Origin of the sequence: Pseudomonas koreensis, from assembly GCF_036668835.1 — a bacterium.
Taxonomy (GTDB): Bacteria; Pseudomonadota; Gammaproteobacteria; order Pseudomonadales; family Pseudomonadaceae; genus Aquipseudomonas; species Aquipseudomonas koreensis_I.
This window is the reverse complement of the sequence record NZ_JAZEVW010000001.1, coordinates 1002731-1016749: the sequence shown is the minus strand read 5'-3', so window position 1 is coordinate 1016749 and position 14019 is coordinate 1002731. Positions and strand designations below refer to the sequence as shown.

At 60.1% G+C, this 14019-nt stretch carries 13 protein-coding genes; 10 read left to right on the top strand and 3 right to left on the bottom strand.

The genetic code is table 11. The features are described 5' to 3' along the window. Positions 1–296 precede the first annotated feature (296 nt). The 6 genes from adk to V6F91_RS04605 all read left to right on the top strand — a co-directional run bounded on the left by adk (position 297) and on the right by V6F91_RS04605 (position 4704). Positions 297–947, top strand: a complete 651-nt coding sequence (gene adk, locus V6F91_RS04630) for an adenylate kinase (protein WP_039762420.1) — start codon at positions 297–299, stop codon at positions 945–947. A gap of 94 nt (positions 948–1041) precedes the next feature. Beyond that, on the top strand, positions 1042–1716 hold the full coding sequence (gene tsaB / locus V6F91_RS04625; protein WP_332762694.1) for a tRNA (adenosine(37)-N6)-threonylcarbamoyltransferase complex dimerization subunit type 1 TsaB: 675 nt from the start codon (positions 1042–1044) through the stop codon (positions 1714–1716). A 252-nt stretch (positions 1717–1968) separates the two neighbouring features. Further along, entirely contained in the window at positions 1969–2280 is a 312-nt protein-coding gene (locus V6F91_RS04620; RefSeq protein WP_090281974.1) for a hypothetical protein, read from the top strand. Then, a complete protein-coding gene (locus tag V6F91_RS04615) occupies positions 2280–3140 on the top strand; it encodes a DUF72 domain-containing protein (RefSeq protein ID WP_332762691.1) in 861 nt (286 codons plus the stop codon). The genes V6F91_RS04620 and V6F91_RS04615 overlap by 1 nt, the downstream gene beginning before the upstream one ends. Positions 3141–3172: 32 nt before the next feature. Then, positions 3173–4009 carry an isocitrate lyase/phosphoenolpyruvate mutase family protein gene (locus tag V6F91_RS04610; RefSeq protein WP_332762689.1) on the top strand — a complete coding sequence of 279 codons (837 nt, stop codon included), beginning with the start codon at positions 3173–3175 and terminating at the stop codon, positions 4007–4009. 2 nt (positions 4010–4011) lie between these two features. Continuing rightward, positions 4012–4704, top strand: a complete 693-nt coding sequence (locus V6F91_RS04605; protein ID WP_332762687.1) for an extensin family protein — start codon at positions 4012–4014, stop codon at positions 4702–4704. A gap of 3 nt (positions 4705–4707) precedes the next feature. Here the strand turns inward: V6F91_RS04605 and V6F91_RS04600 are convergent, their stop codons facing one another. Beyond that, complete coding sequence (locus V6F91_RS04600; RefSeq protein ID WP_332762685.1) at positions 4708–5328, bottom strand: energy transducer TonB; 621 nt, start codon at positions 5326–5328, stop codon at positions 4708–4710. A gap of 92 nt (positions 5329–5420) precedes the next feature. On the opposite strand from V6F91_RS04600, the gene V6F91_RS04595 reads away from it, so the two are divergent. Further along, the gene (locus tag V6F91_RS04595; RefSeq protein WP_423815310.1) at positions 5421–6203 is read left to right on the top strand and encodes a class I SAM-dependent methyltransferase; all 783 of its coding nucleotides are present in this window, start codon (positions 5421–5423) and stop codon (positions 6201–6203) included. A 104-nt stretch (positions 6204–6307) separates the two neighbouring features. Here V6F91_RS04595 and V6F91_RS04590 read toward each other — a convergent pair whose 3' ends face one another. Next, positions 6308–6943, bottom strand: a complete 636-nt coding sequence (locus V6F91_RS04590) for a TetR/AcrR family transcriptional regulator (RefSeq protein WP_332762683.1) — start codon at positions 6941–6943, stop codon at positions 6308–6310. A 93-nt stretch (positions 6944–7036) separates the two neighbouring features. Here V6F91_RS04590 and V6F91_RS04585 point away from each other — a divergent pair, with 93 nt between their 5' ends. The 3 genes from V6F91_RS04585 to V6F91_RS04575 all read left to right on the top strand — a co-directional run bounded on the left by V6F91_RS04585 (position 7037) and on the right by V6F91_RS04575 (position 13313). Next, positions 7037–8137 (top strand): efflux RND transporter periplasmic adaptor subunit, encoded by a 1101-nt coding sequence (locus tag V6F91_RS04585; protein ID WP_332762680.1) that lies wholly within the window; start codon positions 7037–7039, stop codon positions 8135–8137. Positions 8138–8143: 6 nt separating this feature from the next. Beyond that, entirely contained in the window at positions 8144–11212 is a 3069-nt protein-coding gene (locus V6F91_RS04580) for an efflux RND transporter permease subunit (RefSeq protein WP_332762678.1), read from the top strand. A 709-nt stretch (positions 11213–11921) separates the two neighbouring features. Continuing rightward, a complete protein-coding gene (locus V6F91_RS04575; RefSeq protein WP_332762677.1) occupies positions 11922–13313 on the top strand; it encodes a Fic family protein in 1392 nt (463 codons plus the stop codon). Here V6F91_RS04575 and V6F91_RS04570 read toward each other — a convergent pair. Beyond that, complete coding sequence (locus V6F91_RS04570) at positions 13310–13999, bottom strand: DUF4197 domain-containing protein (protein ID WP_093104297.1); 690 nt, start codon at positions 13997–13999, stop codon at positions 13310–13312. The two genes, V6F91_RS04575 and V6F91_RS04570, sit on opposite strands and share 4 nt — an antisense overlap. Between the last annotated feature and the right edge of the window lie 20 nt (positions 14000–14019).

Sequence of the window (14019 nt, the reverse complement as noted above, 5' to 3'; positions counted from 1 at the left end):
CAACGGGGCATGCGGCATCGAGCAATCGCTGCCGGGTGCCGCTGTGCGTGAGCGGGGAAAGTGCCGCCAGGCGACAGTTCATGTTGGGGTTGCGACTTGGGTTACCGCGTCGCAAGGTCGCGGCGGGCGTCGGTTTCTCCTACTTTTGGCGTCTTGTGTGGGCGCAGCCTGCTGTGTATCTTGATCAGCCTTTGGCCGTTTGTGCGGCCACGACCCGTATTTTTCAGGATTCGTCCCAAGCGGCGAATCCTTTGTTTTGTAAAAGCTTTTTATAAAAAAATTGAGGAGCACATCTAATGCGCGTCATTCTGCTGGGAGCTCCCGGGGCCGGTAAAGGTACTCAGGCTAAGTTCATCACCGAGAAATTCGGCATTCCACAAATTTCCACCGGCGACATGCTGCGCGCAGCGGTCAAGGCCGGTACACCACTGGGCGTTCAAGCCAAGAGCATCATGGATGCCGGCGGCCTGGTGTCGGATGACCTGATCATCGCCCTGGTCAAGGACCGCATTGCCCAGCCTGACTGCGCCAACGGTTTCCTGTTCGACGGCTTCCCGCGCACCATTCCGCAGGCTGAAGCGCTGGTGACTGCCGGTGTCGAGCTGGACGCCGTGGTCGAAATCGCCGTTGAAGACGAAGAGATCGTCCAGCGCATCGCCGGCCGTCGTGTTCACGAGGCCAGCGGCCGCGTCTACCACATCGTCTACAACCCGCCGAAACTGGCCGGCAAAGACGACATCACCGGTGAAGAGCTGGTGCAGCGCAAGGACGACACCGAAGAAACCGTGCGTCATCGTCTGTCGGTCTACCATTCGCAGACCAAGCCGCTGGTGGAGTTCTACCAGAACCTCTCCGCGAAGAATGGCGGCAAGCCGAAGTACAGCCACATTCCGGGCGTTGGTTCGGTCGATGCGATCACCGCCAAGGTCCTCGCGGCGCTGAGCTGAAAAGTCTGAACCGCTGCATCATCCACGGCCCGCTTGCGGGCCGTAGTTGTTTATACTGGCGCACCTTTTTCCCACTCCTGTTCTGGAAACATCGATGAGTACCTTGCTGGCCCTGGACACCGCGACTGAAGCTTGCTCCGTTGCCTTGCTGCACGATGGCAAGGTGACGAGCCATTACGAGGTGATCCCGCGCCTGCACGCGCAAAAATTGCTGCCGATGATCCAGCAGTTGCTCGCTGATGCAGGCACTACGCTGCAAGCGGTCGACGCCATTGCGTTCGGTCGCGGGCCAGGTGCATTTACCGGTGTGCGGATTGCCATCGGCGTGGTGCAGGGGCTGGCGTTCGCGCTGGATCGTCCGGTGTTGCCGGTGTCCAATCTGGCGGTGCTGGCCCAGCGTGCGTTGCGCGAACACGGCGTGAGTCAGGTCGCGGCGGCCATCGACGCACGCATGGACGAAGTCTATTGGGGCTGCTATCGCGAGACGGCAGGTGAGATGTGTCTGGTCGGCGCCGAAGCGGTGTTGCCACCGGAAGTCGCAGCGCTGCCGGCCGACGCCACTGGCGAGTGGTTCGGTGCGGGCACCGGTTGGGGCTACAGCGAGCGCATTGCGGTCAACCTGACCGGCGCCGATGCCGGCATGCTGCCCCACGCCGAAGACCTGCTGACTCTGGCGCGGTTTGCCTGGGCGCGCGGCGAGTCGATCCCGGCGGACGACGCGCAACCGGTCTACCTGCGCGATAAAGTCGCTACCCCCAAAGCCCGCTGATTCACCAAAAACCTGTGGGAGCGAGCTTGCTCGCGAAGCGGTGTTTCAAATAAGGAAATTAGTCTGACACGGCGCATTCGTGAGCAAGCTCGCTTCTACAGGGAAATAAGTCACATCGAAATATCGCCAATCGTCAGTTTTTTCCCCTCGTTTAAAACCTTTTGCGCTTTATGTGTTCTAGTTATCACTCGGCAGTTTGCTAAGTCGGTCAGGTGCCGCTAAATTGCCATCATTGATACCGAGCATGAAATTATGCGTATAGACGGCGTTTCCTCTCAGTCCTATCCCATCAAGCGCAAGCCTCGCAAAGGCCCTGTGACGGTGGACGAATCCCTCGACGATATCGACGGCGAGCTGGAGTTTCCGACTGAAGAACAACTGGCGGCCCGTGCTGCTGCCAAAGCTACCGCGCAACGCCTGAGCAACCTGCCCGCCCGTCAGCAAGACATGATCTACCACCGCGCGATGAGCAAAAGCGTAGCGATGGCCCTGGCCAGTTACCTGAGCACTGCGGGTTTTGTCGATTGGGATGCCGACGTGCTGGGTCTCGATCTGTATATCTGATGGCGCTGCCTTACTACCTCGGCTGCCCGTCCTGGAGCGAAAACGCCTGGCGCGAGTATCTGTATCCGGTAGACGCAAAAACCTCCGACTTTCTCGGTCTGTATTCCCAAGTGTTCAACGCCGTCGAAGGCAACACGACCTTCTACGCCAGCCCGTCGGTCGCCACCGTGCAGCGTTGGGGCGAGATCATGCCCGAGCACTTTCGCTTCACCGCCAAATTCCCCGGCGACATCAGCCACAGCGGTGACTTGCGCGATCAATTGACCGCCGCCGAAACCTTCCTGCAATTACTCAAGCCGCTCGGCGAACGGGTGTCGCCGTTGTGGCTGCAGTTGTCGAAAAGTTTTACCCCGCAGCGGTTGCCGGAACTGGCGGCGTTCATCGATGCGCTGGATTGTCCGTTGGCGGTCGAAGTGCGCAACGAGCAGTTTTTCGCCAAGGGCGAGAGTGAGCGCTTGCTCAATCGCCTGCTGCTGGATCGTGGCGTCGAGCGTATCTGCCTTGATCCGCGTGCGCTGTTCAGTTGCCTGTCGACCGAGTCTTCGGTCATCCACGCGCAATCGAAAAAGCCGCGAGTGCCGACGCGTCCGGCGGCGTTTACCCAGTTCCCGCAGGTGCGCTTCATCGGCCACCCCGAGCTTGAAGCCAACGACCCGTTTCTGCTGCCGTGGGTGAGCAAGATCGCCGAGTGGATCGAGGAAGGGCGCACGCCGTATATCTTCCTGCACACCGCCGACAATCTGCTCGCGGCGAAGCTGGCGCAACGTTTTCACACGCAATTGATGCACCGTTTGCCTGGCTTGCCAGCGCTGCCTGAGCTATACAGAGAACCCGCCGCCGAGCAACTTGGCCTGCTCTGAGGCGCGTGTGTTTTCCTGCCCGGAGCCTGCCGATGGACGCTTCAGCCCGCAACGAACAAGCCCGTAAAGCGCTCGCCTTCAAAGCCCTGCATGAACAGCCAGGGATTTTTGTAATTCCCAATCCGTGGGACGCCGGCTCAGCGAAAATGCTCGCCAGCCTCGGCTATCAGGCCCTGGCGACCACCAGTGCCGGTTATGCGTTTTCGCAAGGCAAGGCCGATGGTGCGTTGAGCCTGGACGAGACCCTGGCCAATGTTCGCGCGATTGTCGCGGCAACCGATTTGCCGGTGGCAGTGGATCTCGAAAACGGTTTTGCCGATGACCCCGCCGAGTGTGCCCAGAGCCTGCTGCGCGCCGCTGAAGCCGGCGCCGTGGGCGGTTCGATCGAAGATGCCACTGGCCGCCCTGATGCGCCGATCTACTGTTTCGAACACGCCGTGGCGCGTATTGAGGCCGCAGTCGCGGCGGTGCGCACGCTAGCGTTTCCCTTCCTTCTGACCGCCCGCGCGGAAAACTACCTGCACGGCAATCCTGATATCAACGACACCCTCCGCCGCTTGCAGGCGTTCGCCGAGGCGGGCGCCGACGTGTTGTATGCGCCGGGTTTGCGCAATGCCGAAGAAGTGCTGGCGGTGGTCCGGGCGGTGGCGCCGAAACCGGTGAATGTGCTGATGTCCGGCGGTTTGCAACTGACGGTGCAGCAATTGCAGGACATGGGCGTGCGGCGGGTCAGCACCGGTTCGGCCTTGGCGCTGGCGGCGTTTGGCGAGTTTTTCCGCGCCGCTGAGGAAATCCAGCAGTCGGGCACCTTTGGCTTCACGTCGCAGTCGATGCCGTACGCCAAGGCCAATCAACTATTCAAAGGCTGAGCATGGGGCGCTGGATCTTCTGGTTGATCCTGCTGGCGCTGGGCGGCGCTGTGGTCAACGTCTGGCGCGGTTGGCTGGACGTGCCGGTGCAGTGGAATCCGTGGGCGCCGCTGGATATCAAAGCCACGCCCAATTGGCTCACCGGTTACAAACTGATGCGTCTGCGCAGCGACCCGGCACTTTGCGCCCTGGCCTTGAGCAGTTCGGATCTGCGCGTTTCACCGCAATCCGACAGCCCCGGCGCCAAGTGCCCGTTGATTGGCACATTACGCGTACAGGGTGGTGAGACCGCGCTGAGTAGCAGTTTCCTCGCCAGTTGCCCGTTGGCGGTGGCTTACGCGATGTTCGAACATCATTCCCTGCAACCGGCCGCGCAAGCCGTTTACGGTCAGAAAGTTGCGCGCCTCGATCACCTTGGCAGCTTCGCCTGTCGCAACGTCTATAACCGCGAGAGTGGGGCGCTAAGCCGTCACGCCAGCGCCGATGCGCTGGACATCGCCGGCTTTCGCCTGGCTGACGGGCGCAGCATCAGCGTGCTCAAGGACTGGCCCAAGGACAACCAGGACGCACGGTTCCTGCGTCAAGTGCGAGACGGCGCCTGCGAGGCGTTCAGTGTGGTGTTGAGTCCGGATTACAACGCCGCCCATCGCAATCACTTTCACGTTGATGTCGGGCGCTGGAGCGTGTGTCGCTGAGGTTTACGCGGCGAGGCGCAGGTTCTGCAGAACGATCGGGCGTGCCCAGCCGTTATCGAAGTCGAGGGCTTTTTGCTGCTCGACAATTTCTTCCGGCGGGAACGGCGGATAAGGTTTTTGCAGCAGATCGAGGTCGAACTCGGCAATCGGCAGGTACAGCGGCTTCTTCTGTGGTGCCGGGCCTGGTTCTGGCATTGGCTGACCGTTGTTGATCACGATCGGGCGGACCCAGCTACGGTCGAAATCCTGCTGTGCCTGCTGGGCTTTGAGTTCTTCCGGCGGGAACGGTGGGAACGGCTTGTCGAGCAATTCCATCTCGAACTCGGCGATCGGCAGGAACAATGGCTCCGGCGGACGCACTTGGGTTTCCACCACATCGCACTCGCGCTGACTGACGATGTGCGCGTGCAGTTCGCTGCCAATGGTTGGCTCTTGCGGGCTGTTCAGGTCAACCGGTGGGAATGTGCCGCAGGCTGGCACCACTTCACTCGACTGTTCAGCCAGCGCCTGGGCAAAGAAATCCTGCCACAGGTGAGTGACGCCGCTCAGTGCTTGAGTGTTATGACGGCTGAAATCGCCATGGGGCGAAATGTAGCCAATCGATGTGGGAAGAATGCCTGACATTTTTTTCGGTTGACGCTCAGCTCTGGCAAAATGCGCGTTGAATGGTTTATCGGCGGTTTTTGTCGATCCTTAACTTTTTTGAGCGTTTTTTCATGATCGAGTCACCCGCGGCCTGCCGCATCCATGTCCAGGCCCTCGCCGCGACGTTTCAAGCGCAAGCCGAGCAATGGGCCGAACGCCTCGGCCTGCCGCTGGCTGAGGCTGACGGCGAGTTCGCTTTGCAGGTCGGCGAGCAGGGTTTGCAGCTGCAACAGCTCGGCCCGGACGCACCGGGGCCGGTGCGGGTCGACTTCGTCGAGGGCGGCGCGGCGCATCGGCGTTTGTACGGGGGCGGCAGCGGGCAGATGATCGCCAAAGCGGTCGGTATCGCCCAAGGCGTGCGCCCGCGCGTGCTGGATGCCACGGCGGGGCTGGGCAAGGATGCGTTCGTGCTGGCCAGCCTCGGCTGTGAAATGAGCCTGATCGAGCGCCAGCCGCTGATTGGCGCGCTACTGGAAGACGGTCTGGCGCGGGCGGCGGAAGATTTCGATGTGGCGCCCATTGTGGCGCGGATGAAGCTGCTCAAGGGCAACTCCATCGAGGTCATGCGCCATTGGGAGGGGGAGCCGCCGCAGGTGATCTATCTCGACCCGATGTTTCCGCATCGGGAGAAAACCGCGTTGGTGAAAAAAGAAATGCGCCTGTTCCGGCCGCTGGTGGGCGACGATCCGGATGCGCCGGCGCTGTTGCAGGCGGCTTTGGCATTAGCGACGCACCGGGTGGTGGTCAAGCGCCCGCGCAAGGCGCCGTGCATTGAAGGGCCGAAGCCGAGTCATGCGCTGGATGGCAAATCCAGCCGCTATGACATTTATCCGAAGAAAGCGCTCAAGCCTTAAACCGAGTCGCCTCATTCGCGAGCAAGCTCGCTCCCACATTTGGAATGCATTCCAATGTGGGAGCGAGCTTGCTCGCGAAGGCGTCCGCTCAGACACCTTAAAAGTCAGGGCCTGTAAGCGCGCATAAACAAAGCCACAACTTCCTGAATATGGCTCTCCGCAGCCTCTTCGCTCAACGGCTCGCCACAGCCATACAACAGCCGAAAATTCCCCGCACCCTTGATCAGGCAAAAGAAATGCTCAGCGGCATTGCGCGGCAGATCGATGTTCAGCGCGCCGGTCTCGTGGATACGCGTCAACAGTCGCTCCATGCCCTGCACCATGCGCTCGGGGCCGGCCTGGAAAAAGATCAGCGACAGATTCGGGTCCTGACTGCCCAGCGCCATGATCAACCGGTGCAGATTCACCGATTCCTCACTGTTGATCAGTTGATGAAACCCCCGGGCAATGTTCAGCAACACATTTTCCACCGAAATGCCGTCCGGCAATTCGAAGAACAATGGCGGCAGTTGTTCTTCGCATTTGGCCACCACCGCGGCAGAGAACAAGGTCTCCTTGTCGTTGAAATGGCTGTAGACCGTCAGTTTTGACACACCGGCCTCGCTGGCCACCGCGTCCATGCTGGTGTTGGCGTAGCCATGAGTGAGAAAGAGGATTTTCGCCGCGTCGAGGATAGCCTGGCGTTTGGCCAGATCCTTGGGGCGGCCCGGGCCGTTTGGAGCTGAAAGATTGTTCGACATTCTTCGCTTTAATACTGGACTGGTGAGTTTGCTATTAATACCATACCGGCCAGTATAAATATTCCAAGCACCATTAGCGAAAGGTCCGTCACCATGTTCCGCCATGCGTTGTCCTTTGCACTGCCAGCGAGTCTGGCGTTTCTGTTGTCGGCGTGCGGTCAGGAAGAGGTGACGCAAGTCACCGTGCGACCGGCCATGGTGGTGCAGCCAGAGCCTTCGGCGCAGGCGATGGAAAGTTATCCCGGCGAAGTCCGCGCGCGTTACGAGCCCGATCTGGCGTTTCGTATCGGCGGCAAGGTCAGCCGACGACTGGTCGATGAAGGCCAGCGAGTGAAAGCTGACCAGCCCTTGGCCGAACTCGACCCGCAGGATGTACGCCTGCAACTGGAAGCCACGCGCGCCCAGGTCGCTGCCGCCGAAGCCAATCTCAATCTGGTGCGCGCCGAGCGTGATCGCTACAAGACCCTGATGGAGCGGCAGATGGTCAGCCGCTCGGCCTACGACAACGCCGAAAATCTATACCGCTCCGGCGAAGCCCGCCTTAAACAAATCAAAGCCGAATTCAACGTCTCGACCAATCAGGCCAGTTACGCGGTACTGCGCGCGCCGCAGGATGGTGTGGTGGCCAAGCGTTCGGTGGAAGTCGGTCAGGTGGTCGCCGCCGGGCAGACGGTGTTCACCCTCGCTACCGATGGCGAGCGGGAAGTGTTGATCAGCCTGCCTGAGCAAAGCTTCGGCCGCTTTAAGGTCGGGCAGCCGGTCACCGTCGAATTGTGGACCCAGCAGAACCAGCGCTTTACCGGGCAGATCCGCGAATTGTCGCCAGCGGCTGATCCGCGCTCGCGCACCTTCGCCGCACGGATTTCCTTTGCCAGCGGCAAAGTCCCGGCGGAACTGGGTCAGAGTGCGCGGGTTTTCGTGCAATCCGCCGACAGCGTGTCCTTGTCGGTGCCACTCTCGGCCCTCACCGCCGAAAACGGCGCGACCTACGTCTGGGTCGTCAGCGCCAACAACACCTTGAAGAAAACCCCGGTGCGCGTCGGCCCGTTCGGTGAAAAAACCGTACCGGTGCTCGAAGGCTTGAGCGCCAGCGACTGGGTGGTGGCCGCTGGGGTCCATGTGCTGCTCGAAGGTCAGCAGGTGCGGCCGGTGGATCGCTCCAACCGCGTGGTCAATCTGGCGAACAAGGAGTAAGCCCCGATGCGCTTCAACCTTTCCGAATGGGCGCTGCGTAATCGCCAGATCGTACTGTTCCTGATGCTTTTGCTCGCCGTTGTGGGCGCTTTGTCCTACACCAAACTAGGCCAGAGCGAAGACCCGCCGTTCACCTTCAAGGCCATGGTCATCCAGACCCGCTGGCCCGGCGCGACGGCGCAGGAAGTCTCGCGCCAGGTCACCGAACGCATCGAAAAGAAGCTGATGGAAACCGGCGAATACGAACGCATCATGTCGTTCTCCCGCCCCGGCGAATCGCAAGTCACCTTCATCGCCCGCGATTCGATGCACTCCAAGGAAATTCCCGATCTCTGGTATCAGTTGCGCAAGAAAGTCGGCGATATCCGCCAGACCCTGCCGCCGGGCATTCAAGGGCCGTTTTTCAACGACGAGTTCGGTACCACCTTCGGCAATATCTATGCGTTGACCGGCGACGGTTTCGATTATGCCGTGCTCAAGGATTACGCCGATCGCATCCAGATCCAGCTGCAACGGGTCAAGGATGTCGGCAAGGTCGAGCTGCTCGGGCTGCAGGACGAGAAGATCTGGGTCGAGCTGTCCAACGTCAAGCTGGCAACCCTCGGCTTGCCGCTGGCTGCGGTGCAGCAAGCGTTGGAAGAGCAGAACGCGGTCTCCACGGCGGGGTTCTTCGAAACCGGCAGCGAGCGTTTACAGCTACGGGTCTCGGGAAATTTTCAGACAGTCGATGAGATAAAGAACTTTCCGATTCGTGTCGCTGATCGTACGTTCCGCATCGCCGATATCGCTGACGTGCGTCGCGGTTTCAGCGATCCGCCGGCGCCGCGCATGCGTTTCATGGGCGACGACGCGATCGGTCTGGCTGTCGCGATGAAGGACGGCGGCGATATTCTGGTGCTCGGCAAAGCGCTGGAAACCGAGTTCTCGCGATTGCAGAAAAACCTCCCGGCCGGCATGCAGTTGCGCAAGGTATCCGACCAACCGGCAGCGGTGAAAACCGGCGTCGGCGAGTTCGTCCAGGTGTTGGTCGAAGCGCTGGCGATCGTGTTGCTGGTGAGCTTCTTTTCTCTCGGTGTGCGCACAGGCATGGTCGTCGCGTTGACCATTCCGCTGGTGTTGGCGATGACCTTCGCCTGCATGTACTACCTGGGCATCGGCCTGCACAAGATTTCCCTCGGTGCGCTGGTGCTGGCGTTGGGGTTGCTGGTCGACGATGCAATCATCGCCGTGGAAATGATGGCGATCAAAATGGAGCAGGGCTTCGATCGCATCCGCGCGGCCAGTTACGCCTGGACCAGCACCGCGTTCCCGATGCTCACCGGCACCTTGATCACCGCTGCCGGGTTTCTGCCGATTGCCACGGCGCAGTCCGGCACTGGCGAATACACCCGTTCGATCTTCCAGGTGGTGACCATTGCACTGCTCGCATCGTGGGTCGCGGCGGTGATGTTTGTGCCGTACCTGGGGGAAAGACTCCTGCCGGATCTGGCGAAAATTCACGCAGCCAAGCATGGCACGGGCGACGGTCATCCAGACCCGTACGGCACGCCGTTCTATCAACGTGTCCGGCGTTTGGTGGAGTGGTGTGTGGCACATCGCAAAACCGTGATCGTGCTGACCGTCGGGCTGTTCATTGCCTCGGTGGTGCTGTTCCGCTTCGTCCCGCAACAGTTCTTCCCGGCCTCCAATCGACTGGAGCTGATGGTTGATCTGAAACTGGCCGAGGGTGTGTCGTTGGCTAACACCACCAGTGAGGTCAAACGTCTCGAAGCGCTGCTCAGGGAACACGCCGGTATCGACAATTATGTGGCCTATGTCGGCACCGGTTCGCCGCGCTTCTATCTGCCGCTCGATCAGCAACTGCCGGCAGCGAGCTTCGCGCAGTTTGTGGTGTTGGCGAAAACCATCGAGGAGCGCGAGACACTGCGTACATGGTTGATCGACACCCTCAACGAGCAATTTCCGACGCTGCGCTCGCGGGTCACGCGTCTGGAAAACGGTCCACCGGTTGGCTATCCGGTGCAGTTCCGTGTGACCGGCGAGCACATCGAAGAAGTCCGCGCGCTGGCCCGCAAGGTGGCGGCCAAGGTTCGGGAAAATCCGCATGTGGTCAATGTGCATCTGGATTGGGAAGAGCCGAGCAAGGTCGTTTACCTGAATATCGATCAGGAGCGCGCGCGGGCGCTGGGCGTGAGCACGGCGAATCTGGCGAAATTCCTCCAGAGTTCGTTGACCGGGTCGAGCGTCAGTCAGTACCGCGAAGACAATGAATTGATCGAAATCCTCCTGCGCGGCACGGTGCATGAGCGCACCGAGTTGTCGCTGCTGCCAAGTCTGGCGGTGCCGACCGATAACGGCCGCAGTGTCGCGCTGTCGCAGATTGCCACGCTGGAATATGGCTTCGAGGAAGGGATCATCTGGCACCGCAACCGTCTGCCGAACGTGACCGTGCGGGCGGATATCTACGGCAAGGAGCAGCCTGCAACGCTGGTCAAGCAGATCATGCCGACGCTGGATTCGATCCGCGCCGAATTGCCAGATGGCTATCTGCTGGATGTCGGCGGCACGGTGGAGGATTCCCAGCGCGGGCAGGCTTCGGTGAATGCCGGGGTGCCGATGTTCATTGTGGTGGTGCTGACGCTGTTGATGGTGCAGTTGCGCAGCTTTTCGCGCACGGCAATGGTGTTTCTCACGGCGCCACTGGGGTTGATCGGGGTGACGTTGTTCCTGATGGTGTTCCGCCAGCCATTCGGCTTTGTGGCGATGCTGGGGACGATTGCGCTGTCGGGGATGATCATGCGCAACTCGGTGATTCTGGTGGATCAGATCGAACAGGATATCGCCTCGGGGCTCAAGCCATGGCAGGCGATTATCGAGGCGACGGTGCGGCGGTTCCGGCCGATTGTGTTGACGGCGCTGGCGGCGGTGCTGGCGATGATACCGTTGTCGCGCAGTGTGTTTTTCGGGCCGATGGCGGTGGCGATCATGGGCGGGTTGATTGTGGCTACGGCGTTGACGCTGCTGTTTTTGCCGGCGTTGTATGCGGCGTGGTTCAGGGTTCGTCGGGAGGTTTGAGCCTTGGCGGCCTTCGGGCCGACCAAGCTCGGGTCCCTTCGCTCCGGGATCGATCCGGGCGCAGCGGCTACGGTTTGCTGCGCTGCACCTACGTCCGCTGTGTCTGGCTGCGCCAGACGGTCGCTGCGCTCCCACGCCCGGATCAATCCCTGCGCTCAGCCTTCCGATGTCGCTGGTTAGGCAAGATCAAGGGCACTCGAGCTGGCGCTCATTGTAATGAGTGGTTAGAAGCGTGGCGGTTGGCTTTGGTTTTGTGGTGTGGCTGCCCCTCACCCCAGCCCTCTCCCCCTGGAGAGGGAGCCGATTTGCGAGCCGTTCAAAAGCTGCGTTCAACTCGGTATCGCATTTCGGTGTAAGTTTCGCATTCACCACGGTCAGTCCCCTCTCCCTCCGGGCGGTCCGACGCTTCGGGAGGGCTAGGGTGAGGGGCTTTTGATTTTCAGACTGATTTCAAGCCTCAACCTTCAATGGCGCCGGCGACCAAGATCAACAGCGAGCTCAAAAGCAGGCGAGCTGGCACTCGGCCTAGCGATGGGCGCGGTTTTTGTGGGAGCTTGCCTGCAAGCGATGGCGGCCGGGCAGCCGACAATTACCACTCTGACATGCTCCCACCGTCCTACATCTTTTTCAGAAACCTCCGATCTTGAGCCGCTGCGCGTCGAATGTTGTACTCCGGCTTCTGTTTTCCGCAATCCTTGAGTCTGCCCCGATGAAGAAGCCACCGAAATCAAGCGGCAGGACCGACCCTGTTTTCGAACTGTTGGCTCGTTCTCCCCATAAGGAACGCTTGGCAGATTATCTTGCGTTGCTAAAGCCATTGGATGATCAGGGCCGTTACCTGCCATTCGAGGCGCTGCGCTATCGCTGGGCTGCGGGGTTGGAAGCGAATCTTTGTTGGGCATTGGTAAAGAAGGCGCGGGCGGCGCAGTACATCAATCTGTTGCCGTTGGGCGAGCCGTTGCAATGGGGCAAATATGTGCAGACGCCGCTGGCGCAGAAAACCCTGTCTGTCGTTGATCGTCACACCAGTACGGCTGCGCTGGACTACATGAGCAGTCAGATCTGTGAGCGGATGCACTTTTCTTATCTGCTCAATGATCTGATCGAAGATGAAGCCATCGCCAGTAGCCAGTTGGAGGGCGCTGCAACCACCACCCGAGTTGCGAAAGACATGCTCAAACGTCAGCGCCAGCCGCGCACCCCCGACGAGCGCATGGTGCTGGGTAATGACCGGATGATGAATTTTGCCTGGGAACAACGTCACGAACCCTTGAGCGTGGCGTTGATCGCCGCGATCCATCAGGTCGGTGTCGAAGGGATCGATGACGAGCAATATTCCCCCGGAGTTTTCCGGGCCAATGATGAAGTCGTCGTGCAGGATGGCGCGGGTGACACTGTGCATCGGCCGCCGCCTGCTGAGGGTTTGGTTGCGCGGCTGGAGAAACTCTCGGATTGGGTCAACCTGTCTCACGGCTCAACGCTCGAGAAGAACTACCTGCATCCCCTGATCAAGGCAATCACGCTGCACTTTGCATTGGGCTATGAACATCCCTTCCGCGATGGAAACGGGCGGGTCGCCAGAGCTTTGTTTTACTGGTTCATGTTCAAAAACGAGTTCGCAGCTTTTCGCTATATCGCGATCAGTTTGCTATTGCGCAACGCGCCGGTGAAATATGGACGTTCGTATTTACACAGCGAGGCGGATGAGCTGGACCTGACCTATTTCATCGAATTTCAATGCTCGATCATCCAGCGTGCGGTGCTTGGATTCACCGACGTTTACCGCAGAACTGTTGCCTATACCGAAGACTTCGAGCGCTGGCTCGTCAGTTCAGGCTTTTTCGAGCAGTTGACAGAGAAACAGCGTGCGGTTTATCAAGTGGCAAAAAGCGGAGTTGCAAAAGAGTTCACTGCCAACAATGTGGCGGGAAACTTTGTCTGTTCGTATGCGGAAGCTGCGTCGGTATTAAAGGGACTGATTGAATTGCAGGTTTTCGAGCGAAGGAAGATGGGGCGGGAATGGGTATATTTTTTACGTAGCCCTATACGCAAATGTAAGCACGGAGGCGAGTTGCTTCGCCCCCATGCCGTGACCGCTTAAAGCGTCCCAAACACCTTCTTCGCCAGACTCGTCGCCGCCGCTGCAGGATTCTGGCGCAACGTTTCTTCCTGCTTGCCAATCATCTCGAACAGGCCATTGAGTGCCTGTTCGGTGACGTAGTTTTCAACATTGGCGCTCTTCGCGTCGACCACGCCGAATGCGGCGGCCTGGCCGGCGAAGGAGTTGTACTTCTGCGCGACGCCGACCTTGTCGGTGGCTTGTTTGACGATCGGCAGGAACTTGGCGCGGATCTGTTCGCGGCTGGATTTATCCAGGTATTGAGTGGCCGAGTCGTTGCCGCCGCTGAGGATGCCTTTGGCGTCGGCCACGCTCATTTTCTTCACGGCGTCGACGAGGATTGGCTGGGCCTGGGTCACGGCGGATTCCGCGGCTTTGTTCATCGCGGTTTCCAGTTCTTCGACCTGGGCGCCCATGCCAAAGGCTTTCATCTTGCTCGCGGCTTTGCCGAGTTTGCCTGGCAGTTCGATCTTCACTTCGGGGTTGTTACTGAAACCGCCGGGCGTGCCCAGCTGTTTGACGGCGATTTGTGCGCCTTGGGTCAGGGCATCCTTGAGGCCGCCGGCGGCGTCTTGTTGCGACAGGTCGCTGAGCGACAGGGCCAGGGCGTTGGCAGAGATCATCAGGCCGGTGCAAATAGCGGCGAAGCGAAGGGTAGGGCGGCGCATGGCGGCTTCCTTGTGGCGGA